22 protein-coding genes, 1 rRNA gene, 1 pseudogene and 1 riboswitch are annotated in these 25,710 nt (G+C 71.1%); of the genes and pseudogenes, 10 read left to right on the top strand and 14 right to left on the bottom strand.

Translation table 11 applies throughout. The annotated features are described in order from the left end of the window. Positions 1-36 precede the first annotated feature (36 nt). A complete protein-coding gene (locus EV284_RS16545) occupies positions 37-849 on the top strand; it encodes a PhzF family phenazine biosynthesis protein (RefSeq protein ID WP_130334834.1) in 813 nt (270 codons plus the stop codon). A gap of 13 nt (positions 850-862) precedes the next feature. On the opposite strand, the gene EV284_RS16540 is transcribed toward EV284_RS16545, so the two are convergent. Beyond that, entirely contained in the window at positions 863-1,630 is a 768-nt protein-coding gene (locus EV284_RS16540) for a type II CAAX endopeptidase family protein (RefSeq protein WP_130336362.1), read from the bottom strand. Between the two features lie 186 nt (positions 1,631-1,816). Beyond that, on the bottom strand, positions 1,817-3,334 hold the full coding sequence (locus tag EV284_RS16535; RefSeq protein WP_130334832.1) for a glutamate--cysteine ligase: 1,518 nt from the start codon (positions 3,332-3,334) through the stop codon (positions 1,817-1,819). A gap of 578 nt (positions 3,335-3,912) precedes the next feature. Here EV284_RS16535 and EV284_RS16530 point away from each other — a divergent pair. From EV284_RS16530 to EV284_RS16495, 8 genes are all read left to right on the top strand, one after another. Continuing rightward, positions 3,913-4,497, top strand: coding sequence for a hypothetical protein (locus tag EV284_RS16530; protein ID WP_130334830.1), 585 nt, complete (start codon positions 3,913-3,915; stop codon positions 4,495-4,497). Positions 4,498-4,870: 373 nt separating this feature from the next. After that, positions 4,871-5,071: a DUF5999 family protein gene (locus EV284_RS16525; protein WP_030808771.1), complete on the top strand. Its 201-nt coding sequence runs from the start codon at positions 4,871-4,873 to the stop codon at positions 5,069-5,071. Between the two features lie 186 nt (positions 5,072-5,257). Further along, positions 5,258-5,788, top strand: coding sequence for a universal stress protein (locus tag EV284_RS16520; protein WP_130334828.1), 531 nt, complete (start codon positions 5,258-5,260; stop codon positions 5,786-5,788). 347 nt (positions 5,789-6,135) lie between these two features. Next, positions 6,136-8,088 (top strand): APC family permease, encoded by a 1,953-nt coding sequence (locus EV284_RS16515; protein WP_130334826.1) that lies wholly within the window; start codon positions 6,136-6,138, stop codon positions 8,086-8,088. A 79-nt stretch (positions 8,089-8,167) separates the two neighbouring features. Next, complete coding sequence (locus EV284_RS16510) at positions 8,168-8,566, top strand: helix-turn-helix transcriptional regulator (protein ID WP_130334824.1); 399 nt, start codon at positions 8,168-8,170, stop codon at positions 8,564-8,566. Positions 8,567-8,772: 206 nt separating this feature from the next. Then, the gene (gene modA / locus EV284_RS16505; protein WP_130334822.1) at positions 8,773-9,600 is read left to right on the top strand and encodes a molybdate ABC transporter substrate-binding protein; all 828 of its coding nucleotides are present in this window, start codon (positions 8,773-8,775) and stop codon (positions 9,598-9,600) included. After that, positions 9,597-10,445, top strand: coding sequence for a molybdate ABC transporter permease subunit (gene modB, locus EV284_RS16500; RefSeq protein ID WP_130334820.1), 849 nt, complete (start codon positions 9,597-9,599; stop codon positions 10,443-10,445). The genes modA and modB overlap by 4 nt, the downstream gene beginning before the upstream one ends. Positions 10,446-10,504: 59 nt before the next feature. Then, positions 10,505-11,590: an ABC transporter ATP-binding protein gene (locus EV284_RS16495; RefSeq protein ID WP_130334818.1), complete on the top strand. Its 1,086-nt coding sequence runs from the start codon at positions 10,505-10,507 to the stop codon at positions 11,588-11,590. 102 nt (positions 11,591-11,692) lie between these two features. On the opposite strand, the gene gcvP is transcribed toward EV284_RS16495, so the two are convergent. After that, positions 11,693-14,578, bottom strand: coding sequence for an aminomethyl-transferring glycine dehydrogenase (gcvP, locus tag EV284_RS16490; protein WP_130334816.1), 2,886 nt, complete (start codon positions 14,576-14,578; stop codon positions 11,693-11,695). 173 nt (positions 14,579-14,751) lie between these two features. Beyond that, positions 14,752-14,846: riboswitch (glycine riboswitch) on the bottom strand. 120 nt (positions 14,847-14,966) lie between these two features. On the opposite strand from gcvP, the gene EV284_RS16485 reads away from it, so the two are divergent. Then, positions 14,967-15,341 carry a PRC-barrel domain-containing protein gene (locus EV284_RS16485; RefSeq protein ID WP_130334814.1) on the top strand — a complete coding sequence of 125 codons (375 nt, stop codon included), beginning with the start codon at positions 14,967-14,969 and terminating at the stop codon, positions 15,339-15,341. On the opposite strand, the pseudogene EV284_RS16480 reads toward EV284_RS16485, so the two are convergent. From EV284_RS16480 to rrf, 11 genes and pseudogenes are all read right to left on the bottom strand, one after another. Continuing rightward, a pseudogene (locus EV284_RS16480) lies at positions 15,260-16,722 on the bottom strand (DNA polymerase IV). The gene EV284_RS16485 and the pseudogene EV284_RS16480 overlap by 82 nt on opposite strands. A 76-nt stretch (positions 16,723-16,798) precedes the next feature. Beyond that, positions 16,799-17,482 (bottom strand): MerR family transcriptional regulator, encoded by a 684-nt coding sequence (locus EV284_RS16475; protein ID WP_130334810.1) that lies wholly within the window; start codon positions 17,480-17,482, stop codon positions 16,799-16,801. Positions 17,483-17,746: 264 nt separating this feature from the next. Then, the gene (locus tag EV284_RS16470) at positions 17,747-18,220 is read right to left on the bottom strand and encodes a bifunctional nuclease family protein (protein WP_004002801.1); all 474 of its coding nucleotides are present in this window, start codon (positions 18,218-18,220) and stop codon (positions 17,747-17,749) included. A gap of 97 nt (positions 18,221-18,317) precedes the next feature. After that, positions 18,318-19,055 (bottom strand): MerR family transcriptional regulator, encoded by a 738-nt coding sequence (locus EV284_RS16465; RefSeq protein WP_130334808.1) that lies wholly within the window; start codon positions 19,053-19,055, stop codon positions 18,318-18,320. Positions 19,056-19,098: 43 nt separating this feature from the next. Continuing rightward, positions 19,099-19,971, bottom strand: a complete 873-nt coding sequence (locus EV284_RS16460; protein WP_130334806.1) for an FHA domain-containing protein — start codon at positions 19,969-19,971, stop codon at positions 19,099-19,101. A gap of 82 nt (positions 19,972-20,053) precedes the next feature. After that, positions 20,054-20,929: a DUF881 domain-containing protein gene (locus EV284_RS16455; protein ID WP_130334804.1), complete on the bottom strand. Its 876-nt coding sequence runs from the start codon at positions 20,927-20,929 to the stop codon at positions 20,054-20,056. A 5-nt stretch (positions 20,930-20,934) separates the two neighbouring features. Further along, complete coding sequence (locus EV284_RS16450) at positions 20,935-21,267, bottom strand: small basic family protein (RefSeq protein WP_030808725.1); 333 nt, start codon at positions 21,265-21,267, stop codon at positions 20,935-20,937. Further along, a complete protein-coding gene (locus EV284_RS16445) occupies positions 21,264-22,187 on the bottom strand; it encodes a DUF881 domain-containing protein (protein ID WP_130336360.1) in 924 nt (307 codons plus the stop codon). The genes EV284_RS16450 and EV284_RS16445 overlap by 4 nt, the downstream gene beginning before the upstream one ends. Positions 22,188-22,288: 101 nt before the next feature. Next, entirely contained in the window at positions 22,289-24,784 is a 2,496-nt protein-coding gene (locus EV284_RS16440) for a mannose-1-phosphate guanyltransferase (RefSeq protein ID WP_130334802.1), read from the bottom strand. Between the two features lie 91 nt (positions 24,785-24,875). Next, complete coding sequence (locus tag EV284_RS16435) at positions 24,876-25,508, bottom strand: CDP-alcohol phosphatidyltransferase family protein (protein WP_031181999.1); 633 nt, start codon at positions 25,506-25,508, stop codon at positions 24,876-24,878. Positions 25,509-25,616: 108 nt separating this feature from the next. Then, positions 25,617-25,710: ribosomal RNA gene (gene rrf, locus EV284_RS16430) — 5S ribosomal RNA — on the bottom strand; the annotation flags it as partial.

The following is a 25,710-nucleotide window of genomic DNA, read 5'->3' as shown; positions in this document are numbered from 1 at the left end:
TGGCCGCAAGCTCGTTCAACCCCTTAGGGTCTGCGCATGCGCATCCGAATCGTCGACGCCTTCGCCGACCGCCCCTTCACCGGAAACCCTGCCGGGGTCCTGCTCCTGGACGACGTCTTCCCCGACGACGACTGGCTCCAGCAGGTGGCCGCCGAGGTCAATCTCTCCGAGACGGCCTTCGCCCACCCACTGCCCGAGGGCGGAGAGGCCGACTGGGCGCTGCGGTGGTTCACGCCGGTCACGGAGGTGGCGATGTGCGGGCACGCCACGCTGGCCACCGCGCACGTGCTGTACGCCGCGGGCGCCCACGAGGGCCTCGTGCGGTTCGCCACCCGCAGCGGGGTGGTCGTCGCCACGCCGCACGAGGACGGCGAGATCACCCTGGACTTCCCCACCGCCCCGCTCACCGAGGTGGAGGCCCCCGCGGGGCTCGCCGGCGCGCTGGGCGCGGAGCCGGTGGCCGCGTTCGACACCGGGCCGGACGTCGGGGACCTGCTGGTGGAACTGGCCGACGAGAAGACCGTGCTGGAGCTGACCCCGGACCACCGGGCACTCGGTGGCTGCTCCAGCCGGGGCGTGATCGTGACCGCCCGCGCCGAGGACCCCACGCTGGGCGCCGACTACGTCTCCCGCTGCTTCTTCCCGAACGTCGGCATCGACGAGGACCCGGTGACCGGCAGCGCCCACACCGCACTCGCCCCCTACTGGTCCGCCCGCCTGGACCGCGACGACCTCACCGGCCTCCAGGCGTCCCGCCGCACCGGCCTCATCCGCACCGGCCTGCGCGGCGACCGCACCCTGCTCCGCGGCCGCGCGGTCACCGTCATCGACGGCGAACTCCTGGCCTAGGCATCCCCCTGGCTCAGGGAGTCGGCAGCCACCCCACCTTGCCCGCGAGCAGGGCGTAGCCGACGAAGGCGCCGATGTCGAGCAGGGAGTGGGCGACGACCAGGGGGCCGACCCGGCCCCAGCGGCGGTAGAGCCAGACGAACACCACGCCCATCACCATGTTGCCGATGAAGCCGCCGATGCCCTGGTAGAGGTGGTACGAGCCCCGCAGGACCGCGCTGGCCACCAGCGCGGTCCCCGGGCTCCAGCCCAACTGGCCCAGCCTGCGCAGCAGATAGCCGACGACGATGACCTCTTCGAGCACCGCGTTCTGCAGGGCCGAGAGCACCAGCACCGGGTACTTCCACCACACGTCGGGCAGCGCCTCGGGCACCACCGTGAGGTTGAAGCCGAGCCCGCGCGCGGCCAGGTAGAAGGCGATCCCGGTACTGCCGATCACGGCGGCGACGGCGGCGCCACGCGCCAGGTCGGACCAGGGGCGCCCGCGGTCGAAGCCGATCACGCGCAGGCTCTCGCCCTCCCGGCACAGCAGGTACGCCACCAGTGCCACCGGCACCAGCGCGGACGCGATCCCGAAGAGCTGCCAGGCCAGGTCGAGCCAGGGCCGACCGGGCGCGGCGGAGGCGTTGAGGGTGGCCGCCTGGTCCTTGAGCCCGCCGGGCTTGGTGACCGACCCGATGAAGCTGATGAGCGCGGACACCCCGCTCGCCCCGAGCGAGAGCGCGAGCACGATCAGTGTCTCGTCCCGCAGCATCCGCCGGGAGGGCTGCTGCCATGCCATGGACTCGGCCACCGGTTCCGCCTCCACCCGCGTTCCGGGCGCCGGGCGGCTCGACCTGCCCCCGCGCGCCTGCGTTCGGGCAAAGGATCGCAGAAGGACCCGGCTGGGCCGCGCACCGGGTGGCCCACGGCACGGCCGTACGCGGACGGAGGACCCACGTACGGCCGTGACCGCGGAAGAGCCCGCTCAGCCCAGCGGCACCGGCTCCGGCACCCCCACCGGCCAGCTGTGCACCGGTTCCCCGGCATGCATCAGCTCGGCGTACCGGCGCGTCGTCGCGGCGAGCGCCTCCTGCCGGCCGTACCCCTTCTCCAGCGCGCGGTGGAAGGTGTCCGCCTGCCAGGACGCGCCGTTGACCCGCTTGCGGCACCGCTCCTCGATGACCCCGAGATAGAAGTCCCGGTCGGCCGCCTCGATCCCCCACGCGTCCAGCCCCGCGGCGGCCATCGGGAGCAGCTCGTCGCGGACCAGGGTGACGGCGTCGACCTCGGCCGTACCGCCGAGGCGGCCGCGCCGGGGCCAGGTGAAACGGGCGTCGATGCCGTACCGGCAGGCCGCGTCGAAGTTGGCCTCGGCGGCCTCGAAGGGCAGCCGGGTCCACACCGGCCGGGACTCCTCGGCGAGCGCGCGCACCAGCCCGTAGTAGAAGGCCGCGTTGGCGATCACGTCGGTGATGGTGGGCCCGGCGGGCAGCACCCGGTTCTCCACCCGGAGGTGGGGGACGCCGTCGGCGATGTCGTACACCGGGCGGTTCCAGCGGTACACCGTGCCGTTGTGCAGGACGAGTTCGGCGAGCCTGGGCACGCCGCCGGCGTCGAGGACCTCCAGCGGCTCCTCGTCGTCGCAGATCGGCAGCAGGGGCGGGAAGTAGCGCAGGTTCTCCTCGAACAGGTCGTGGGCGCCAGTGATCCAGCGCTCGCCGAACCAGGTGCGCGGCCGTACGCCCTGGGCCTGGAGTTCGGGCGGGCGGGTGTCGGTGGCCTGGAGGAAGAGCGGCGGCCGGGACTCGCGCCACAGCTCGTGCCCGAACAGGAACGGCGAGTTGGCGCCGACCGCGATCTGCGCGGCCGAGGCCGCCTGCGCCGCGTTCCACACGTCGGCGAACCGGTCGGGCGTCACCTGGAGATGGAGCTGCACGGAGGTGCAGGCCGCCTCGGGGACGATGGAGCGTGAGGTGCAGCGCAGATGCTCCACGCCCTCGATGTCGAGCCGGAAGTCCTCACCGCGCGCGGCGACGATCTGGTCGTTGAGGAGGGCGTACCGGTCCACCTCGGAGAGGTTGGACGAGACCAGGTCGTCCCGGCCGAGCGTGGGCAGGATGCCGGTCATCACGATTCCGGCGTCCACCTCGCCCGCCTTGCGGTCGGCGTAGGCGAGGGAGGTGCGCAGTTCCTCCGCGAGCCGGTCGAATACCCGGTCGCCCAGCCGGTGCGGGGCTATGTTGACCTCCAGATTGAACATGGCGAGTTCGGTCTGGAAATCGCGGCTGGCGATCCGCTCCAGTACCTCGCCGTTCAGCATTTTCGGCATACCGTCGGGGCCGGCGAGATTCAATTCGATCTCCAGCCCCATCAGGTTCTTGGGACGGTCGAACCGTTTCTCCGCCAGCAGTCGCTCCAGTCCCGCCAGGCACTTCTGGAGCTTTTCACGGTAGCGCTGGCGATCGGACAGGTCGAACAGGCCTGCCACGACCTTCTCCCCCATGGAAGTGTCCCTCCTCGGATGGGCGGGCCGAGGGTCCGGCCGCCGGGCTCCCCGATCGGTTGGGATGATGCCCAGCGGAAGCGATCGATAACGCCGCATCCGGCCTCGCCGCCCATTATTCTGACGGAAGTGTCCTGCGGCACATTCACGAGGCATGCCGCATCACGCATCTTCGGGTGCCCTGATCGCCTCGTGAAAAACGCCGATGACAATCGGCCGACCGCGCGGACGGCGTCCGGCGAGGTCAGCAGAGCCCCTCGGCCGGGAAATCGGGATGTTCAGCACGTATCCGCGACCGGATATCGCCTTGCCCGTACCATCGGAATCGGATAGCCGAAACAACGGGTGAACACGTGTCGTATAAACTTCGCGGACAGGGCCGAAGGATGGTGCCTCGGTACCGGTTTCTGACGCGTTTCCGCCGCATTCCGGCCGTCGGTCGACGACCGGCAGATCTCCGTCGCACTCGCGTCCGCTCCGGGCCCCCGCCGCCCCCGGCCCTCCACCTGTGAGCAGACAGTGCCGTCCGCCCCACCTTTCCCGCGCCGCCGCGCCTGTCGAACGAGAGGCGACCCACCATGCCGCTGCACGTGCCCCCCGCGCCCGCGCCCGCACTGCACTCCGTCCTCACGGCCCTCGGTTCCCCCACCGCGGTCCGAGAGGCGCGCACCCCGGCCCTGCGTACCGCGCAGGGTCCGATCACACCCGAACTCCCGCTCGCCCTGCACGTGTTGGACCACATCACCCCAGAGGGCCTCTCCGCCACGCGGCTGACGGGCTGGCGGTTCGTCATCCGGGCCGGCGACCGCCCGGTCGCGGCGGCCGACACCGTGCTCACCCCGGACGGCTGGGCCTTCTCGCACTTCTTCGAGGGCCCCTACATCCCGTCCACCGAGCGCGCGCTCCAGCAGGCCGAGGCACTGCTCCAGCCCTACCAGCCGCGCCTGCTGTCGGTACCGGGCCTGTACATGCTCACCCTGTGGCTGCACGGCGACCCCGGCGCCGACCCGACCGAGGGCCATCCCGCCGCCTCCGATCTCCTGGTCCCGCTCGCCCCGGCACCGCCCGGCATCCGGGCCCACCGGCCGCACCGGGTCTCGGAGTTGCTGCCGGTGCTGACCCATCGCGCGACTCCCGTGCCCCTTCTCGGCTCACCCGCCTGACCGACCACCCGCGTACCCCGCTTCCCGGCGCGGAAGCGGGGTACGGCCTTTTCTCCGGGTACGCCGGATTCCTGCCCGGGGCGCGCGCATAACCGTGAGCCCCACACATTTCGCTCGTGCGAGTAATTGCCCGCTCCTGTGAGCGAATAGCCGCCACCCCCCCAAGTGGACTAGCCCTTTCCGGCCACACCGAACCACCCAAAGGGACAGTGCGGTTGGATTGAACCGTCCGCGAGAGTGACGCGTCATGAACGAGTAAGGAGCGGTGCTGCGAAATCCCTGCGGAACGACGCCCAGCGGGCAACACTGGATTCCGACCGATGTTTCACCACGGGGGACGGACATGACCACGACAAAGCGAGAGATCCCGCCCATGTGCCAGCATCAACCGACCTGCCCGCCAGCCGAGTCCGCCGACCGCGAGTCGGCCCGACTCGTGGCGCACCACCCGGAACAGGGGTGGAGTCTGCTGTGCAACGGCGTTCTGCTCTTCGAGGACACCGGCGAGCTGCTGCCCGACGGCCGGGTCATCGCCCCCCACCGCCCGCTCGGCGCGCTCATGACCGCCGCCTGAGCAGCGCCTGAGGCGGCCCGCCGGGGCCGCCCGACGATCGCAGGGGCCGGACGCACACACGGTGCGCACCGGCCCCGACGCGCGTCCGGACCCGGCGAGCGGGGTGCCGGCTGGTCGAATCGGCCGGACGGGAGTGGGATGGAAGCAGGATGCGCGAGCGGTCCCTCCCCCGAGGAGCGTGAAGTGATGTCCGGCTACAACGCCCCCTGGGCCACGCGGGTGGTCGTCGGTGTGAGCGGTTCCCTCGGCAGCGTCACGGTCCTGCGCCGGGCCACCGCTCTCGCCCACGGGCTCGCCGCCGAGCTGTGGCCGGTGCTGGCCTGGACGCCGCCCGGCGGCGATCCGACCGGCCGGCGCTCCGTCGTGGCCGACCCGTTGACCGAGGAGTGGCAGCGGATGGCGGAGCACCGCCTGACCTCCCTGCTCGACGACCTCTTCGGCGAGCACGGCCCCGGCCTCCCGCTGCACGCGGTGATCGTGCGCGGTACGCCGGGCCGGGCGCTGCTGGCGGTCGCGGACCGCGAGGACGACCTGCTGGTGGTCGGCGCGGGCCGCCGGGGACTGCGCCGGGCCTTCTCCGGCCGGGTCTCCCGGCAGTGCCTCGCCCACGCCCGCTGCCCGGTGCTCGCGGTGCCGCCCTCCCCGCTGGAGTCCGACCTGACGGCCGTCCGTCGCCGCAACGCCTGGCACTGGCGCATGGACATCCGCGGCCTCTGACCGCACTCGCGCTGGGCTGCGGACCGCTCCCGCGCGAGGCAGCATGGACAGGGTGCGGACGACCGCCCGACGATCTTCCCCCAGATGACGCTCGGTGTCCGCTCCCGGAGCCCCGAATCCTCTCCCGGCGCCGCCCGCACACCGTGTCTTTCGTCCGCGCAGGCTCCGGGCCTTCACTTATCGGTGCGTCAGCAGCCCCCGTCGGCCCTTTCTTAACGCAGGATTGACGCCTCCCCACCCCGGAATCCGTGGGGCGAGCGTCACTCTCCGCATACGCTGGTTCGGCTGTCCGCGCGACCGCGGGCAGTGATCGCAGGCAGCCGAGCCGCACCACCTGGAGCACGCCGATGGCCACGACCGAGCACCCGCACAGCCGTCTGCGCGGCTGGATGCTGCAGGGGCTCTCCGACATGGGCAAGCGGGGTGGCCTGACCGGTCCGCACGCCGAGCCGGAACCCCCGCACCGCGGCCAGCGCTGGTGGCGGGTGATGTGCCTGACCGGCGTCGACTACTTCTCCACCCTCGGCTACCAGCCCGGCATCGCCGCCCTCGCGGCCGGCCTGCTCTCCCCGCTGGCGACCATCGTGCTGGTCGTGGTCACCCTGGCGGGCGCCCTCCCGGTGTACCGGCGGGTGGCAGAGGAGAGCCCGCACGGGCAGGGCTCGATCGCCATGCTGGAGCGGCTGCTGTCCTTCTGGAAGGGCAAGCTGTTCGTGCTGACCCTGCTGGGGTTCGCCGCCACCGACTTCCTGATCACCATCACCCTCTCCGCCGCCGACGCCTCCACCCACCTGGTGGAGAACCCGCACCTGACCAGCACGCTGGGCGGTCACCAGATGCTCATCACGCTGGTCCTGGTGGCCCTGCTCGGCGCGGTCTTCCTCAAGGGCTTCCTGGAGGCCATGGGCGTCGCGGTCGCGCTGGTCGGCGTCTACCTCGCGCTCAACCTCGTCGTGGTGATCACCGGCCTGTGGCACGTGCTGACCGCCGAGCACGTGGTCACCGACTGGACCAACGCCCTGACCGTCCAGCACGGCAGCGTCTTCGCGATGATCGGCGTGGCCCTGATCGTGTTCCCCAAGCTCGCCCTCGGCCTGTCCGGCTTCGAGACCGGCGTCGCCGTGATGCCGCACGTCCAGGGTGAGGAGGGCGACACCGAGGAACACCCGGCGGGCCGCATCCGGGACACCAAGAAGCTGCTCACCACCGCAGCCGTGATCATGAGCTGCTTCCTGATCACCACCAGCTTCATCACCACGCTGCTGATCCCGGCCGCCGAGTTCAAGCCGGGCGGCCAGGCCAACGGCCGCGCCCTCGCCTTCCTCGCCCACGAGTACCTGGGCAACGCGTTCGGCACGGTCTACGACGTCTCGACCATCGCCATCCTGTGGTTCGCCGGCGCCTCCGCCATGGCCGGCCTGCTCAACCTGATGCCCCGCTACCTCCCCCGGTACGGCATGGCCCCGCACTGGGCCCGCGCGGTGCGCCCCATGGTCATCGTCTTCATCCTGATCGCCTTCCTGGTCACCTGGCTCTTCGACGCCAACGTGGACAAGCAGGGCGGCGCCTACGCCACCGGCGTGCTGGTGCTGATCAGCTCGGCAGCCATCGCGGTGACCATCGCCGCCCGCAAGGCCGGACAGCGCGGCTGGACCATCGGCTTCGGCGTGATCTCCGCCGTGTTCCTGTACACCACGGTCGCCAACGTCATCGAGCGCCCGGACGGCGTGAAGATCGGCGCCTGCTTCATCGCGGGCATCATGCTGGTCTCGCTGCTGTCCCGGCTGGCCCGCTCCTTCGAGCTGCGGGTGACCAGCGTGGCGATGGACCCCATGGCGGAACGGTTCGTCCGGGACATGGCCAGCCGGAAGATCCGGTTCATCGCCAACGAGCCCGACAACCGCGACCGGGCCGAGTACCGCGACAAGATCGAGCAGATCCGTACCGACAACGACATGCCCGAGCAGGAGGACTTCGTCTTCGTCGAGGTCACGGTGGCCGACCCCTCGGAGTTCGAGACGTGCCTGACCGTGCGCGGCGAGGTCCTGCACAACCGGTACCGGGTGCTGACCGTGGAGTCCTCCTCCATCCCCAACGCCCTCGCCGCCCTGCTGCTGCACGTACGGGACCTGACCGGGCGTACGCCGCACATCTTCTTCGAGTGGACCGAGGGCAGCCCGTTCGCCAACTTCCTGCGCTTCTTCCTCTTCGGCCAGGGCGAGGTCGCCCCGGTCACCCGGGAGGTGCTGCGCGAGGCGGAGCCGGACCGGGACCGCCGCCCCCGCGTGCACACCGGTTGACACCTCCGGGCGGTGCCGCGTACCTCCGGGGGCCCGTCCCGATGCCCGGTCACCGGCCTCTGGATCTATGGTGACCAGCATGCAGTCCTACACGATCGGCCAGGCAGCCCGGCTCCTCGGCGTGAGCCCCGACACCGCCCGCCGATGGGCCGACGCCGGCCGGATGACCACCCACCGCGACGAGTCCGGGCGGCGGCTGATCGCCGGCCGGGACCTCGCCGCGTTCTCCGTCGAGCTGGCCCAGGCGGGCGGGACGGCCGAGGAGGAGACCTCGGCCACCTCGGTGCGCAACGCGTTCCCCGGCATCGTCACCGCCATCAAGCTCGGCGACGTGGCCGCCCAGGTGGAGATCCAGGCCGGCCCGCACCGGCTGGTCTCGCTGCTCACCCGCGAGGCGGTCGACGAACTCGGTCTCGAGGTCGGCATGGAGGCCACCGCGCGCGTGAAGTCGACCAACGTGCACGTCGACCGCTTCTGAGCTGCCCCGGGAGCGAGTCGCGCCCGGCCGCCGGTGATCCACTCAACCGCATATGCCAGCCCTGAGTCACGACTTCACAGCGCTTGCGAGGCGACACCGGACTTACGTATGGCAAATACGGCAGTATCATCGAGCTCGCGGCCGGTCTCCGCCCCCCTCGAAGGGCGCGAGCGTTGTTCCGCCGAGACGAGGAGTGGAAGACCGTGATGACCCGTTCCGTACGCCGGACCCGCCGGATGCTGCCGCTGGCCGGTGCGGGAGTCGCCGCCCTGCTGGCCCTCAGCGCCTGCTCCGGCTCCGGCTCCGGCGGCTCCACGCCCGCCAAGGCCGACAGCTCCGACTCCGCCTCCCCGAAGCTGTCCGGCACGGTCACCGTGTTCGCGGCCGCCTCCCTCAAGGAGAGCTTCACGGCGCTGGGCGAGCAGTTCGAGCGGCAGCACCCCGGCACCAAGGTCGCCTTCAACTTCGGTGGCAGCGACACGCTCGCCGCCAGCATCACCAGCGGCGCCCCGGCGGACGTGTTCGCCGCCGCCAGCCCGAAGACCATGGCGATCGTCACCGACAAGAAGGGCACGACGAGCGCGCCGTCGACCTTCGCCCGCAACCAGCTGGAGATCGCCACCCTGCCGGGCAACCCCGGCAAGGTCGCCTCGCTGAAGGACCTCAACGACCCGAAGCTCAAGGTCGTCCTCTGCGACAAGACCGTGCCGTGCGGCGCGGCCGCGCAGAAGGTGCTCGACGCCGGCGGCGTCAAGGTCACCCCGGTCTCCTACGAGCAGGACGTCAAGGCCGCCCTGAACAAGGTGGAGCTGAAGGAGGCCGACGCGTCCCTGGTCTACAAGACCGACGTGAAGTCCGCCGGCGGCAAGGTCCAGGGCGTGGAGTTCCCCGAGTCCGAGGACGCGATCAACGACTATCCGATCGCCCCGCTGAAGAACGGCCAGAACGCCGGCGCGACCGCCGCCTTCATCGCCCTGGTCAAGTCCCCCGACGGCCAGAAGGCGCTGACCCGGGCGGGCTTCCTCAAGCCGTGACCGCCCTGAAGCAGCCCTCCGCGCGCCCTTCCGGCAGGGGCGGACCGCGACGCCCGCGGGTCGCCCGCCGGGGCGTTCCGCTGCCGCTGCTGGTGCCGGGCCTGCTGGCCATGGCGTTCCTGCTGGTCCCGCTCCTCGCCCTGCTGGTCCGCGCCCCCTGGCGCGGCCTGCCGTCCCAGCTCACCAGCACCGAGGTGTGGCAGGCGCTCCAGCTCTCCCTGATCAGCGCGACCGCGGCCACCGCCGTCGCCCTGGTGCTCGGCGTGCCCCTGGCCTGGCTGCTGGCCCGCACCGAGTTCCCCGGCCGGGGTCTGGTGCGGGCGCTGGTGACCCTGCCGCTGGTGCTGCCCCCGGTCGTCGGCGGTGTGGCGCTGCTCCTGGCGCTGGGCCGCAACGGCATCGTCGGCAAGTCGCTGGACGCCTGGTTCGGCATCACCCTGCCTTTCACCACCGCCGGGGTGGTCATCGCGGAGGCGTTCGTCGCCATGCCGTTCCTCGTCATCAGCGTGGAGGGCACCCTGCGGGCGGCCGACCCGCGCTACGAGGAGGCGGCCACCACGCTCGGCGCGTCCCGGTTCACCGCCTTCCGCCGGGTCACCCTGCCGCTGATCGCGCCCGGCATCGCGGCCGGGGCCGTGCTGGCGTGGGCCCGCGCGCTCGGCGAGTTCGGGGCCACGATCACCTTCGCGGGCAACTTCCCGGGCCGTACCCAGACCATGCCGCTCGCGGTCTACCTCGCCCTCCAGAACGACCCGGAGGCGGCCATCGCGCTCAGCCTGATCCTGCTGGCCGTGTCCGTCGCGGTGCTGGCGGGTCTGCGGGACCGGTGGATGACGGGGGCCTGACGGTGCCGCGAGGATGGAAGACACCGACCACGCCTGCGCCGACGGAGGACGACCGCCCCATGACCGACATCGACGCGCCCCCCGCCCTGCTCACGGAGGCGGACGAACAGGGCCTCGACGCCCGTCTCGTGGTCGACCGGGGCACCTTCCGGCTGGACGTGTCCCTGCGGGCGGCCCCCGGTGACGTGGTCGCGCTGCTCGGCCCGAACGGCGCGGGCAAGACGACCGCGCTGCGCGCCCTGGCGGGCCTCGTCCCGCTCTCCGAGGGCCATCTGCGGCTGGACGGCACCGCGCTGGAGCGCATCGCCCCGGAGAAGCGCCCGGTCGGCGTGGTCTTCCAGGACTACCTCCTCTTCCCGCACCTGACCGCGCTGGACAACGTGGCCTTCGGGCCGCGCTGCCACGGCACCGGCAAGGCCGAGGCCCGCGCGCAGGCCGCCGCCTGGCTGGAGCGGATGGGCCTGGCCGACCACGCGGGCGCCAAGCCCCGCCGTCTCTCCGGCGGCCAGGCCCAGCGGGTGGCGCTGGCCAGGGCGCTGGCCACCCGGCCCCGGCTGCTGCTCCTGGACGAGCCGCTCGCCGCGCTGGACGCCCGCACCCGCCTGGAGGTCCGCTCCCAGCTGCGGCGGCATCTGGCGGAGTTCGAGGCGGTCGCCGTCCTGGTGACGCACGATCCGCTGGACGCCATGGTGCTCGCGGACCGGCTGGTGGTGGTCGAGCACGGCCGGGTGGTGCAGGAGGGCGCGCCCACCGAGATCGCCCGGCACCCCCGCACCGACTACATCGCGCAGCTGGTCGGCCTCAACCTCTACCGGGGCGAAGCCGACGGGCACACGGTACGGCTGGACGGCGGACCGCCGGTCACCACGACCGAGGATCTGACCGGGCCGGTGTTCGTGGCGTTCCCGCCGGTCGCCGTCACCCTGTTCCGGGACCGGCCGACCGGGGCGAGCGCCCGCAATCTGTGGCGCTGCGAGGTGGCCGGTCTGGAGACGCACGGCGATCAGATCCGGGCGGACCTGACCGGGGAGATCCGGCTCGCCGCCGACCTCACCACGGCGGCCGCCGCCGAGCTGGACCTGCACACCGGTGCGCCGGTCTGGGCGACCGTCAAGGCGACGCAGACCCACGCCTACCCGGCGTAGACCGCCCGAGCGCGAGCGTCCGAGACCTCTCGCCCCGGCGTGAGCGGACACGGGGAAGGCCCCCTGCCCAAACCCGGGCAGGGGGCCTTCTCCTGAACGCGCTCAGTCCTCGTACGCGTCCAGCGGCGGGCAGGAGCAGACGAGGTTGCGGTCGCCGAACGCCTGGTCGATCCGGCGCACCGGCGGCCAGTACTTGTCGGCGGCCGAGACGCCGGCCGGGAAGACGGCCTCCTCGCGGCTGTACGCGTGCGTCCAGTCCCCGCCCAGCGCGGCCGCGGTGTGCGGGGCGCCGCGCAGCGGGTTGTCCTCGGCGGGCCAGACACCGGAGGCGACCTTCTCGATCTCCGCGCGGATGGCGATCATCGCGTCGCAGAACCGGTCCAGCTCGCCCAGGTCCTCGGACTCGGTCGGCTCGATCATCAGCGTGCCGGCCACCGGGAAGGACATGGTCGGCGCGTGGAAGCCGTAGTCGATCAGGCGCTTGGCCACGTCGTCCACGCTGACGCCGGTCGCCTTGGTCAGGGGGCGCAGGTCGATGATGCACTCGTGCGCGACCAGGCCGGCGGGGCCGGTGTAGAGCACCGGGAAGTGCGGCTCCAGGCGCTTGGCGATGTAGTTGGCGGAGAGCACGGCCACCTGGGTGGCGCGCTTGAGGCCCTCGCCGCCCATCAGGCGGACGTACGCCCAGGAGATGGGCAGGATGCCCGCGCTGCCCCAGGGCGCCGCCGAGATCGGGCCGACGCCCGTCTCGGGACCGGCCGCGGCCTGCATCGGGTGGTTGGGCAGGTACGGCGCCAGGTGGGCGCGGACCCCGACCGGGCCGACGCCGGGTCCGCCGCCCCCGTGCGGGATGCAGAAGGTCTTGTGCAGGTTGAGGTGGGAGACGTCGCCGCCGAAGTGGCCCGGCTTGGCGAGGCCGACCAGGGCGTTGAGGTTGGCGCCGTCCACGTACACCTGGCCGCCGGCGTCGTGCACCTGGGCGCAGATGTCGGCGACGTGCTCCTCGAAGACGCCGTGCGTCGACGGGTAGGTGATCATCAGCACGGACAGCTCGTCGCGGTGCTGCTCGATCTTGGCGCGCAGGTCCTCGACGTCGATCTCGCCGTCCCCGGCGGTCTTGACGACGACGACCTTCATCCCGGCCATCACGGCGCTCGCCGCGTTGGTGCCGTGCGCGGAGGACGGGATGAGGCAGACGGTGCGCTGCGCGTCGCCGTTGGCCCGGTGGTAGGCGCGTACGGCGAGCAGTCCGGCCAGCTCGCCCTGGGAACCGGCGTTGGGCTGGAGGGAGACCTTGTCGTACCCGGTGACCTCGGCGAGCCGGTCCTCCAGCTCGCGGATGAGGGTGAGGTAGCCCTCGGCCTGCTCGGCGGGGGCGAAGGGGTGCAGCGCGCCGAACTCGGGCCAGGTGACCGGCTCCATCTCGGTGGTCGCGTTCAGCTTCATGGTGCAGGAGCCGAGCGGGATCATGCCCCGGTCGAGCGCGTAGTCGCGGTCGGAGAGCTTGCGCAGGTAACGCAGCATGGCCGTCTCGGAGCGGTGCTCGCGGAAGACCGGGTGGGTGAGGTAGTCGTCGGTGCGCAGCAGCGCCTCGGGCAGCGTGTCCTCGGCCGCCGTGTCGAGCGCCTCGATGTCGCCCTCGACGCCGAAGGCGGCGAAGACGGCCTCGAGCTGAGCCCGGTTGGTGGTCTCGTCGCAGGCGAGGGAGACGAGGTCGGCGTCGACGAGGCGCAGGTTGACCCCGCCCTCGCGGGCCGCGGCGACGATCTCGGCGGCCCGGCCGGGCACGCGCGCGGTGAGGGTGTCGAAGTAGGCGCCGTGCACGATCTCGACACCGCCGGCGCGCAGTCCCTCGGCGAGGATCGTGGCGTAGCGGTGGGTGCGGCGGGCGATGGTCCGCAGTCCGTCGGGGCCGTGGTAGACGGCGTACATGCCGGCCATGACGGCGAGCAGCACCTGGGCGGTGCAGATGTTGCTGGTGGCCTTCTCGCGGCGGATGTGCTGCTCGCGGGTCTGGAGCGCCAGGCGGTACGCGCGGTGCCCGTCGGCGTCGACGGACACGCCGACCAGGCGGCCGGGCAGGCTGCGGGCGAACTTCTCGTGCACGGCCATGTAGCCGGCGTGCGGTCCGCCGAAGCCCATCGGGACGCCGAAGCGCTGGGTGGTGCCGATCGCGATGTCCGCGCCCAGCTCACCGGGCGAGGTGAGCAGGGTGAGCGCGAGCAGGTCGGCGGCGACGGTGACGAGGGCGCCCAGCCCGTGCGCCTGCTCGACGACCGGCTTCAGGTCGCGTACGGCACCGGAGGCGCCCGGGTACTGGAGCAGGACGCCGGTGATGTCGCGGGCGGCGATGTCGGCCGGGATGCCGTCGCTCAGGTCGGCGACGACGACCTCGACACCGGCCGGCTCGGCGCGGGTCTCGATGACGGCGATGGTCTGCGGCAGGGTGTCCGCGTCGACCAGGAAGAGGCCCTTCTTGTTCTTGCCCATGCGCCGGGAGAGCGCCATCGCCTCGGCGGCGGCCGTGCCCTCGTCCAGCAGGGAGGCACCGGAGGTGGGCAGCCCGGTGAGGTCCGCGACCATCGTCTGGAAGTTCAGCAGGGCCTCCAGCCGGCCCTGGGAGATCTCCGGCTGGTAGGGCGTGTAGGCCGTGTACCAGGCGGGGTTCTCCATGACGTTGCGCAGGATGACCGGCGGCGTGAAGGTGCCGTAGTAGCCCAGGCCGATCATGGAGCCGAGGACCTGGTTGTGGTCGGCGAGACCGCGCAGCTCGGCGATGACCTCGGCCTCGGTGCGGGCACCGGGCAGGTCGAGCGCGTCGGCGTTCTTGATCACGTCCGGCACGGCGGCGGCGGTCAGCTCGTCGAGGGAGCCGTAGCCGACCTGCGCGAGCATCTTGGCCCGCGCCTCCTGGTCGGGTCCGATGTGGCGCTGCTCGAAGGGGATGCCCGCTTCGAGCTCGGCGAGCGGAATGCGAGGGGCGGTCATGTGCGGAGGCCTCCTGGTCTGACGCGACCTGCGAGGGGCACCACGGCTCGGGTGCCCACCGGCCTCCCCCTCTGTCATCTCGTACCTGAGAGCTTCACCGGGGCCAGCGGACCCCGGCTTGCACCGTCGGTGAGAGCGGGAGCCGTGACGCCCGCCCTGCTTTCCAGAGTGACCTCGTCCGTGCGGTACGGGAGCCTGAGAGATTCCGGGGAGGAGTTGCTCCTTCGGCGCCTCCGAACGACTCGGAGGACTCTCCCGCACGGGGTCAGCAGCCGACTTCAGACTACCAGCGGGGGTCCGGAGCGCGGTGTTCGAGTGGCCGCCCGGCTGATTCTGCTCTTTTGTAGTGCTTACGGATGAGTTGCGACCATGTGGAGGGAGAGGGATCGTGCAGACCGACATCGATCCGCGCAGCCTGATCGGCCGCAAGGCGTTCGACCGCGCCGGCACCAAGATCGGCACCATAGACGAGGTGTACCTCGACGACGCGACCGGCGTCCCGGAATGGGCGGCGGTGCGCACCGGCCTCTTCTCCCGCGACGCCTTCGTCCCGCTGGAGCCCAGCGAACTGGTCGACGGCGCGCTCCGCGTCCCCTTCGAACGCGCCCTCATCAAGGACGCCCCCGACTTCGGCGTGGGCCGTCATCTCTCCCCCGAGCAGGAACTCCAGCTCTACCACCACTACGGCCTCGACGTGGGCGCCGCCGCCCGGCCCACCCCGGACCGCGACTTCGGCAAGGTCGCGGGCGCCGAGGACGTCTGACCCCCTCCCCTCATCCGCCGTCCGCCTCCCCCTCCGCGGTGGCCGCCTCCACCTGGGCCACGAGCGGCAGGGGGTCGGCCGGTTCCAGACCGGCCTCGTCGGACCGGAACGTCCGTACCCGGCCCGGCGCGGAGAGCGGGGTCTCGAAGCGCACGGTGACCCGCCCGAGGCCGCTGCCCTGCACCCACCCGTGCCCGTACTCCGGGTGCCGTACGTCCTGGCCCGCCCGCCACTCCGGCGCGGCGGGCTCGGGTGTCCCCGGGCCGAAGTCCAGGGCGCTCTCCTCGGGCGTCTCCTCGGCCGGCTCCCCCGCCGCCTGGGCGAAGAGGTCCTCCTGCGTGTAGTCGGCGAGCCCCGACACGCCGACGCCCAGCAGCCGCACCCCGCCGGTGGTGTCGACGGAGTCCAGCAGCCGCGCGGCCGCCTCCCGGATGACCGAGGGGTCGTCCGTGGGCCCCCGCAGCGTCTCGGAACGGGTCAGGGTGGAGAAGTCGTACCGCCGCACCTTGAGCACGATGGTGCGCCCGGAGAGCCCGGCACCGCGCAGCCGCCGTACGCATCGGTCGGCGAGGCGGCGGACCTCCAGGCCGATGCGCAGCCGGTCGTGGATGTCGACGGCGTAGGTGTCCTCCACCGACACCGACTTGGCCTCCCGCTCGGCCACCACCGGCCGGTCGTCGCGGGCCAGCGCCATCGCGTACAGCGCGTGTCCGTGGGCCTTGCCGAGCAGCCGGACCAGTTCGTCCTCGCCCGCCTCGGACAGCTCCAGCACGGTGGTGATCCCGGCGCGCCTGAGATGGTCGCCGGTGGCGGGGCCGACGCCGGGCAGGGTGCGGACCGGCATCGGGGACAGCAGGGCGCGCTCGGTGCCCGGTTCGATGAGGACCAGGCCGTCGGGCTTGGCCCGCTCCGAGGCGATCTTGGCCAGCATCTTGGAGGCGGCGAGCCCCACCGACCCGGTCAGCCCCGTCACCGCCCGGATGTCGGCGCGCAGCCTGGCCCCGGCCTCGCGCGCCGACGCCTCGTCCCAGGCGGCGTCGCCGGCCTCCAGGTCCACGAACGCCTCGTCCAGGCTCAGCGGCTCCACCAGCGGGGACAACTCCCGCAGCAGCGCCATCACCTGGTCGCTGACCGACCGGTACAGCGCGAAGCGCGGCGTGAGGTAAGCGGCGTTCGGCGCGAGTCGGCGGGCCTGCGCGGTGGGCATCGCCGAGTGCACCCCGAACACCCGCGCCTCGTAGGACGCGGTGGCCACCACCCCGCGCGGCCCGATCCCGCCCACCACGACGGCCTTCCCACGCAGGCTCGGCTTGGACGCCTGCTCCACCGAGGCGAAGAAGGCGTCCATGTCGAGATGGAGGATGGTGGGCGCGTTTCTCACAGGTCCGATGCTGCACCACGCCACTGACAACGGCTCCCGCGCGGGGGCGTCCTGTGGAAAACGGTGCCGGCCGGTCTCAGACGGCGCGGTTGCGCCGCCGCGCCAGTTCGTCGGCCGGGTTGTGCCCGATCAGCGTCTCGCCGGTGTCGACGCGCTCGCCGTGGAGCTGCGACAGGGCGCTCTCCACGTCCCGCCAGACCACGCCGACGGCGATCCCGAAGATGCCCTGGCCGCCCTGGAGCAGCGCGTGGACCTCGTCCGGGGAGGTGCACTCGTACACCATGGCGCCGTCGCTCATCAGGGTCATGCGCTCCAGGTCGCGGAACCCGCGCTCCCTGAGGTGCTGCACGGCCGAGCGGATGTTCTGGAGCGAGACACCGGTGTCCAGGAACCGCTTGACGATCTTCAGCACCACCACGTCGCGGAAGCTGTACAGCCGCTGCGTGCCCGAACCGTGCGCGGGGCGCACGCTGGGCTCGACCAGTCCCGTTCGGGCCCAGTAGTCGAGCTGCCGGTAGGTGATCCCGGCGGCCGCACAGGCCGTGGGACCGCGGTATCCGATCTCCTCGGACGTCATGGCCGCCGCCCCTTCAACGTCAGGCACCACCGTCGGCCGCTGCGGAGCGTGATCGGCCACGCCGCCGAGCTGTGGGTGTCCCCCGCCCGGTCGAAACCGTGCGCTCGGGGGAGGGTACGGGCCGCTGTCCCCGAAACCGTGTCCGGGGGCACCCCCAGCCGTACCGTCGCCGCTCATCCTCACGCCGACCTCCGTCCTTGACCTGCCTTGTCGACGGTAGGCAGTCACCAGGGGTGCGTCAACGATCGCCACACTCGGCACGCCGAGTGATAATCACCCTGAGAGTGGTTTCTCGTGTCCCACCGCGGGGAAAGGCTAGCCGAATGCGCTCGCGGAGAGGCGTAGGACGCTCTCACGGGACGTTGGCATGTGCCTCCGCCCGGGCGTCACAGCGTGCCACGAGCCGGCCGTGAGCGGACCCTTCGTCCACCCGGCCGGCCCCAGGCGTCACTGACTGCTGGTACCGAAGTCCTCGGGCGAGATCTGGTCGAGGAACTCGCGGAACTTCTCCACCTCGTCCTCCTGCTCGTCCGGGATGGCGATGCCCGCGTCGTCCAGCACCCCGTCACTGCCGTAGATCGGCGTGCCGGTGCGCAGGGCGAGCGCTATGGCGTCGGACGGCCGCGCGCTCACCTCGACCCCGCTGGCGAACACCAGCTCCGCGTAGAAGACACCCTCTCGCAGATCGGTGATGCGTACTTCGGTCAGCTCCTGGCCGACCGCCTCCAGCACGTCCTTGAACAGGTCGTGCGTCAGCGGACGCGCGGGAGCCATGCCCTGCTGGGCGAAGGCGATCGCGGTCGCCTCCCCCGGCCCGATCCAGATGGGGAGGTAGCGGTCGCCTCCCACTTCGCGCAGGAGCACGATCGGTTGGTTGGAGGGCATTTCGACCCGGACACCTACGACATCGAGCTCGTTCACACAGCAACCCTAGGCCGTGCTCGGGACGTTTGGGTAGTCGGGCCGGGAACAGGTGGGCGATCCGGCGCAAGCCGACCGCGCCGGGGCACACCGCCCCTCAGGGCAGCCGCACCCCGAGCGCGGCCTTCACCAGCGCCGAGTGCAGCTTCATGGTGAGCGCCGCCAGCTCCCTGGTACGGGCCTCGGCGAGCGTCCTGGTCTGCGGGTTGCGGTGCCTCTTCAGGGGGGCGACGACCTGGTCGACCAGCCCCGCCTCGCGCTCGGCGGCCGCCTTCATCACCCGCAGATGGCGGGGCTCGATGCCGAACCGGCCCAGTTCGGCCACCAGCGCGGCCACGGTGACGGCCTCGGCGTCGTACACGCCCTCGGCCAGAGGTGCGAGGAGCCCGTACGACTCCCACTCGCGCAGTTCGGCCTCGTCGATGTCGGCCGCGGCCATCAGTTCGTCCCGGCCGATCCGGGCGACCGTGGACCACTCGGCCTCCCCGGACTCGCCGTCGCCGCTGCGCTGCCGGCCGACCACGGGCAGCGCGGCCGCCTCACCGCGCTCCATGGCGTCCAGATGCTCCCGGATCACCTTCAGCGGCAGATAGTGGTCCCGCTGCATCCGGAGGACATGGCCGAGGCGTTCCACGTCACGGGGGCTGAACTTGCGGTACCCCGAGGGAGTCCGCTGCGGCTCGATGAGCCCCTCCGACTCCAGGAAGCGGATCTTGGAGATGGTGACTTCGGGGAACTCGTCGCGCAGCACGTTCAGCACCGTGCCGATGCTCATCAGCCCACTGTCCCTGGCGGCGGTACCGCTTCCGGCACCGCCGCTCGGTGTTTGAAGCATGGACCTTCCCTGGGGTTCCCCCGGACGGGCGTCCGGGGGTGGGTCAGACTCCTTGCCGGCTCGCGTAGAAGACCAGCCGGTACTTGCCGATCTGCACCTCGTCACCGTTGGCCAGCGCCACCTGGTCGATCCGCTCGCGGTTGACGTAGGTGCCGTTGAGGCTGCCCACGTCGGCCACCGTGAAGGAACCGTCGGGCGAGCGGCGGAACTCCACATGGCTGCGGGAGACCGTCACGTCGTCCAGGAAGATGTCGCTCTGCGGGTGACGCCCGGCCGTGGTCAGGTCGCTGTCCAGGAGGAAGCGGCTGCCGGAGTTCGGACCCCGGCGGACCACCAGCAGCGCCGAGCCGACCGGTAGCGCGTCGACCGCCGCCTGCGCCTCGGGAGACAGCATCGGCATCGCCGTCTGACCGGTGACCTCGGAGTCGTACGCCTCGATACCGGAGATGGAGATCGTGGACGTGGTCTCCGACGGACGCTCCGGCGCCACACCCGGACGCAGGGGCGCGCCGCAGTGGGAGCAGAAACGGGCGTTCTCCGCGTTGCGGTTCCCGCACCTCGTACACACCAGGGCCGACATGGACGGAGCCTCCTGCCGCGACGGTTGCCCGAAACCTATGCCGCCGCCCTGGCCAGGGTCAACGGACGCCGCGCCCTGTCCCCCGGAAGTGCCACCACCCGGACCAGCCACCTGGTCCCGGAACAGCGGACGCTGCCCTTCCTCGTCGGGCTGTGCGCGATGACGGGCCGTCGCGTTCTCGTTGGCCTCTCGCGCGCTCTTGCCGAACAACTTCCCAAACAACTTCACGGGCGATTCCCCTTGACCGAAACAGACCCGCCCGTGGGGCAGGACGAACCCAGAATGCCTACACCGACCGATCCGGACATCTTCACAACGTCCGTATCCACCCGACAGTTTCCACCACGCACCACCCCTTCGGTGCGGCGACCCCCCGCAACCTCATGCCCCCGCCCTACACCGCCCATGCACCGCCGGTTCACCGCGAGGACGACCGAGCGTAGTCAGGCAGCTTCGCTTGCCGCAAGGCATCCACGACGATCTTGTCCGACCGCTCCACACTCACCGTGGCCTGCTCCTTCTCCAAGCTCTGCACCACGCCTCCAGGGATGTTCAACGCCGGTTCGAGGTCCTGCGGCTTGCCGATGACCTTGAAACGATAAGGGGCGTTGATCTTGTTCCCGTCGACCGCGACGCTACCGTCCGTGTCCGAGAAGTAGGTGTTCGCCACCACGCGCACCCCGTTGACCTGTATCGCCTCGGCACCGGCCGCGCGCAGCTCCTGGATCGCGTCGAGCAGCATGTCGGACTCGACTGCTCCCTTCGTGTCCTGGACGGTCATGGTGATGCCGGGACCGGTCGCGCCCACGGTGCCCGCGAGTACGCCGAGTTGGCGCTCCTTCTCGGCGGTCTGCCTGCGCGCCTCCGCGGCCTGGTCCGAGCTGCTCTGCAACTCCTGACGCTGCTTCTCCAGTCCCTGCTTCTCGTCCTCAAGACGCTGAGTACGGTCGTCCAGTTCATCGAGGATGCGGACCAGATCCTCCTGGCGGGCCCCGCGCAGCGCGCTGTCGCCGTCGCTGTTGGAGGCCACCTGCACGGCCAGCCCGAATCCGAGTCCGAACAGCAGCAGCGCCACGATCAGTTGCGCGCGTGTCAGCCGGGGCGGCCAGAGACCGTCGATCAGCCGCTGACGCCCGGTGAGCTGCGGCTGGGGTGCTTGCTCCGGCACCGGCTCGACGGGGGTGGGTCCGGCCGCGGGCGCCGGGGCCGGCCGGGGCGCGGGGGCCTGGGGCGGCAGCTCCGGGGGCAGTTCCTTGCGCAGCCCGTTCTCCGGCCGCTCCTCCTGGTCGCTCATCCCGCTCACGCCCGGAAGACGTGGCGCCGGATCGCCGCCGCGTTGGAGAAGATGCGGATGCCCAGGACCACCACGACGCCGGTGGACAACTGCGCGCCCACGCCCAGCTCGTCGCCCAGGAACACGATCAGCGCGGCCACGACCACGTTGGACAGGAACGACACCACGAAGACCTTGTCGTCGAAGATGCCGTCGAGCATCGCCCGCAGCCCGCCGAACACGGCGTCCAGCGCCGCCACGACCGCGATGGGCAGATACGGCTCGACGACCGCCGGAACCTCGGGCCGGACCAACAGTCCGGCCACCACTCCCACGACGAGGCCCAGTACGGCGATCACGATGTGCCCTTCTCAGTCTTCTCGGCCTGCTCGGCGCTCGGCTGTGCTGTTCGTACGATCACACTAGGTGCGGCGGGCAACCGGACGTCGCCCTGCGCGGAGATCGCGGTGCGGATACCGAAGTTGTCCTGGAGCGCGTGCAGATACAACCCGTCGGCGCTGTTCTGGAACGCGGTACTCAGCTTCTGCCCGTCCCCCACCGCCAGCACCGTGTACGGCGGCACCAGCGGCCTGTTGTCGACCAGTATCGCGTCACCCGCGGCCCTGATCGCGGACAGGGCGGTCAGCCGCTGCCCGTTGATGGACACCGCCTCGGCGCCGGACGCCCACAGCCCGTTGACCACGCGCTGCATGTCCCGGTCACGCACTCGCCCGGTGTCGGAGAACCCGGCGGACTCGCGGGGGTTCGTGCCGTCCCCCCCGCTGCTCGCCTCCTTGGCGTCGTTCACCACGAGCTTCACACCGGGCCCGTGTACGGCGGTTGCGCCCGACAGCAGACTCACGACGTCCGCCTGGCCGCCCCCGGTCTGCCGGAGCGCGGCCCGCTGCCGCGCGCCGACATCCTCACGGAGCCGGTCGACGCCGCTCTCCAGCTTGTCCGCGGCGGCGGTCTCCCGGTCGATGCGGTCGATCAGCTCCTGGCGCTCCTTGGCCACCACGGGAGCCGCGACATGCGCCTGCGACGCCCCGACCGTCACCACCAGGGCCGCGAGCACGAGGCCGCCCGCGAGACCCAGCTTGGCGCGGAGGGTCTTCGGCAGACCGCCCTCGCCCAGGGACTTCCGGCGCGCGGCGGCCTCGGCGTACCCGTCGTCGAGGCTGTGGTCCATCACGTTGGTGATCAACGACATGGAGGCGTCCGGGCGCCTCGGCCGCGCGGGGCTGCTCCGAACGGGGGGTTGCTGCGGCATGCCGCACATCGTCGCATGCCGCGAGCGGTGGCTTCGAACGAGCCCCATACACCTGCCGGACAGCACCCCCGGCGGGGACACTGTCCGGCAGACGCGGAGCGATTCGGGGATCAGCGGCCGGCGCTGTCCACCACGGCCGACCACTCGTCGAGCAGGGCCTGTGCGGAGGCGTCGTCCGGGCCCTCCGCCCACAGGTGCGTGACCGCCTCGGCCGGGTCGGGCAGGACCATCACCCAGCGGCCGTCGCTCTCCACGACCCGCACGCCGTCCGTGGTGTCCACGGACCGGTCGCCGGCCGCCTCGACCACGCTGCGCATGACCAGACCCTTGACCGCCCACGGCGTCGCCAGGTCCCGCTTGAGGACATGGGCCCGCGGGATCCGGGCGTCGATCTGGCTGAGGGTGAGCTGAGTCCGCGCGACCAGACCGATCAGCCGCACGAACGCCGCGGTGCCGTCGTAGACGCTGCTGAACTCGGGGACGATGAAGCCGCCCTTGCCGTCACCGCCGAAGATGGTCTCCTCCTCGCCGCCGACCCGCGTGAGGTCGTCCGGCGAGGTGGTCGTCCACTCCACCTGGGTGCCGTGGTACGCGGCCACCTGCTCCGCGATCCGGGTGGTGGTCACCGGGAGCGCCACCCGGCCGCTGCGCCGCTCGGCGGCGACCAGGTCGAGCATCACCAGCAGGGCCCGGTCGTCCTCGATGATGCTGCCCTTCTCGTCCACGAGCGACAGCCGCTCGCCGACGGGGTCGAACCGCACACCGAACGCCGCCCCGGAGGACGCCACGATCTCGCCGAGCCGCTGCAGACCCTTGCGCCGCATCTCCTCGGTCTCGGTGGGCCGGGACTCGTCCAGCCCCGGGTTGATGGTCAGCGAGTCCACGCCGAGCTTGCCGAGCAGGCTGGGCAGGACCAGGCCGGCGCTGCCGTTGGAGGCGTCGACGACGACCTTCAGCCCGGATTCGGCGATGCCGGTGGTGTCCACGTTCCGCAGCAGCGACCCGGTGTACGAGTCGTAGACGCTGGACGGGAAGTGCAGGTCACCGATCTCGCCGGGGAACGCCCGCCGGTACTCCTGGCGCGCGAACACCCGGTCCAGCTTGCGCTGGCTGCCCTGGGAGAGGTCCGCGCCCTTGGCGTCGAAGAACATGATGTCCACGGAGTCCGGCACGCCCGGCGAGGTCCGGATCATGATGCCGCCGGAGCTGCCCCGCGCGGTCTGCTGCCGGGCCACGGGCAGCGGCACGTTCTCCAGGTCGCGCACGTCGATCGCGCTCGCCTGGAGCGCCGAGATCACCGCACGCTTGAGCGCACGGGCGCCTCGGGAGTGGTCACGTGCCGTGGTGACCGTGGTGCCCTTCTTCAGGGTGGTGGCGTACGCGCCGGCCAGCCGTACGGCCAGCTCCGGCGTGATCTCCACGTTCAGGATGCCGGTGACCCCGCGCGCCCCGAAGAGGTGCGCCTGGCCTCTGGACTCCCAGATGACCGAGGTGTTGACGAAGGCGCCGGCCTCGATGGTCTTGAACGGGTACACCCGGACGTTGCCCTGGATGATCGACTCCTCGCCGATCAGGCATTCGTCACCGATGACCGCGCCGTCCTCGATCCGCGCGGCCCGCATGATGTCGGTGTTCTTGCCGATCACACAGCCGCGGAGATTGCTCTGCTGTCCGACGTACACGTTGTCCGCGATCACGGCCTTGTGCAGGAAGGCCCCGCTCTTGACGACCACGTTGGAGCCGATGACGGAGTGCTCGCGTATCTCCGCGCCCGCCTCGACCTTGGCGTAGTCACCGATGTAGAGCGGCCCGCGCAGGACCGCGTCGGGGTGCACCTCGGCGCCCTCGGCGACCCAGACGCCGGGCGAGATCTCGAAACCGTCGATGTCGACGTCGACCTTGCCCTCGAGAACGTCGGCCTGGGCCTTCACATAGCTCTCGTGGGTGCCGACGTCCTCCCAGTAGCCCTCGGCGATGTAGCCGTAGACGGGCTTGCCTTCCTTCATCAACTGCGGGAAGACATCTCCCGACCAGTCGACGGGGACGTCGGGATCGACATAGTCGAACACCTCGGGCTCCATCACGTAGATGCCCGTGTTCACCGTGTCGGAGAAGACCTGGCCCCAGGTCGGCTTCTCGAGGAAGCGCTCGACCTTGCCCTCCTCGTCCACGATGGTGATGCCGAACTCCAGCGGATTCGGGACCCGGGTCAGGCAGACCGTGACCAGGGCTCCCTTCTCCTTGTGGAAGTTGATCAGCTCGGTGAGGTCGAAGTCGGTCAGCGCATCACCGGAAATCACGAGGAAGGCGTCGTCCTTGAGCGCGTCCTCGGCGTTCTTGACGCTTCCGGCGGTACCGAGTGGCTTCTCCTCATTGGCATACGTGAGCTCCATGCCGAGCTCCTCGCCGTCACCGAAGTAGTTCTTGACGAGCGACGCCAGGAACTGCACGGTGACCACGGTCTCGTTGAGCCCATGCTTTTTGAGCAACCTGAGCACGTGCTCCATGATCGGGCGGTTCGCCACGGGCAGGAGCGGCTTGGGCATGCTTGAGGTCATCGGGCGCAGGCGCGTGCCTTCGCCACCGGCCATCACGACGGCCTTCATGTCGGAAGCGTCCTCCTCGAAGAGACGACGGTCTAGCCGACTTCACCCGTCCAGATTGTCCCGCACTTTTACGTCGCGGGCCATCGAAGCGTCACGTCGTGGACGATCGCGGAGTTCCGTCGGCCAACGAGTCCGCGCGCACCAGACGGCGGACCTGGACCATATAAAGCACTCCTGCCCACCAATACAGGGTTGTACCCCATCCGGCGAACGCCCATCCGAAAACAGCGGCGAGTGACGCGATCCAACCGCTTCCGTCACTGAGCAGCAGCAACGGGAACGCATACATCAGGTTGAAGGTGGCCGCCTTCCCGAGGAAGTTCACCTGGGGCGGCGGATAGCCGTGCCGGCGGAGGATGCCGACCATCACCAGCAGAACGAGTTCCCGGGCCAGCAGCAGCGCGGTCAGCCACAGTGGCAGGATCTCCCGCCAGGTGAGACCGAGGAGCGTGGAAAGGACATAGAGCCGGTCGGCGGCCGGGTCGAGAAGCCGGCCGAGGCTGCTGACCTGGTTCCAGCGCCGGGCGAGCTTGCCGTCCAGATAGTCGCTGACTCCGCTCAGTGCCAGGACCAGGAGAGCCCAACCATCACTCTTGGGTCCCCCGAACTCCGGCCGGAGAATCAGCCACAGGAACAGAGGGACACCGGCGAGCCGAGCCATGCTGAGGATGTTGGGGATGGTGAGGACCCGGTCCGTCTGGACGCGGGTCTCCTGGACCTCCACCCGGAAGCCTCCTGTACGAAAGTGACGACAACGCACCCTGACCCTACCGCAACGCAAAAAAGCTCCGGCTCTCGGGCTGTATGCCCAAGAGCCGGAGCTGTAAAAGGAGTTCGGCGGCGTCCTACTCTCCCACAGGGTCCCCCCTGCAGTACCATCGGCGCTGTGAGGCTTAGCTTCCGGGTTCGGAATGTAACCGGGCGTT

Source organism: Streptomyces sp. BK022, from assembly GCF_004217355.1.
In the GTDB taxonomy this organism is placed as follows: Bacteria; Actinomycetota; Actinomycetes; order Streptomycetales; family Streptomycetaceae; genus Streptomyces; species Streptomyces griseoluteus.
This window is presented reverse-complemented; position numbering and strand designations above follow the sequence as displayed.

Bases quoted from the DNA above. Each gene is read 5' to 3' on its own strand.
- EV284_RS16465 (WP_130334808.1), bottom strand. From the start codon at position 19,055: ATGCTTCAAACACCGAGCGGCGGTGCCGGAAGCGGTACCGCCGCCAGG.
- EV284_RS16510 (WP_130334824.1), top strand. From the start codon at position 8,168: ATGCAGTCCTACACGATCGGCCAGGCAGCCCGGCTCCTCGGCGTGAGC.
- modA (WP_130334822.1), top strand. From the start codon at position 8,773: ATGACCCGTTCCGTACGCCGGACCCGCCGGATGCTGCCGCTGGCCGGT.
- EV284_RS16515 (WP_130334826.1), top strand. From the start codon at position 6,136: ATGGCCACGACCGAGCACCCGCACAGCCGTCTGCGCGGCTGGATGCTG.
- EV284_RS16545 (WP_130334834.1), top strand. From the start codon at position 37: ATGCGCATCCGAATCGTCGACGCCTTCGCCGACCGCCCCTTCACCGGA.
- EV284_RS16445 (WP_130336360.1), bottom strand. From the start codon at position 22,187: ATGTGCGGCATGCCGCAGCAACCCCCCGTTCGGAGCAGCCCCGCGCGG.
- gcvP (WP_130334816.1), bottom strand. From the start codon at position 14,578: ATGACCGCCCCTCGCATTCCGCTCGCCGAGCTCGAAGCGGGCATCCCC.
- EV284_RS16535 (WP_130334832.1), bottom strand. From the start codon at position 3,334: ATGGGGGAGAAGGTCGTGGCAGGCCTGTTCGACCTGTCCGATCGCCAG.
- EV284_RS16455 (WP_130334804.1), bottom strand. From the start codon at position 20,929: ATGAGCGACCAGGAGGAGCGGCCGGAGAACGGGCTGCGCAAGGAACTG.
- EV284_RS16525 (WP_030808771.1), top strand. From the start codon at position 4,871: ATGTGCCAGCATCAACCGACCTGCCCGCCAGCCGAGTCCGCCGACCGC.
- EV284_RS16520 (WP_130334828.1), top strand. From the start codon at position 5,258: ATGTCCGGCTACAACGCCCCCTGGGCCACGCGGGTGGTCGTCGGTGTG.
- EV284_RS16440 (WP_130334802.1), bottom strand. From the start codon at position 24,784: ATGAAGGCCGTCGTGATGGCCGGTGGCGAAGGCACGCGCCTGCGCCCG.
- EV284_RS16530 (WP_130334830.1), top strand. From the start codon at position 3,913: ATGCCGCTGCACGTGCCCCCCGCGCCCGCGCCCGCACTGCACTCCGTC.
- EV284_RS16495 (WP_130334818.1), top strand. From the start codon at position 10,505: ATGACCGACATCGACGCGCCCCCCGCCCTGCTCACGGAGGCGGACGAA.
- EV284_RS16540 (WP_130336362.1), bottom strand. From the start codon at position 1,630: ATGGCATGGCAGCAGCCCTCCCGGCGGATGCTGCGGGACGAGACACTG.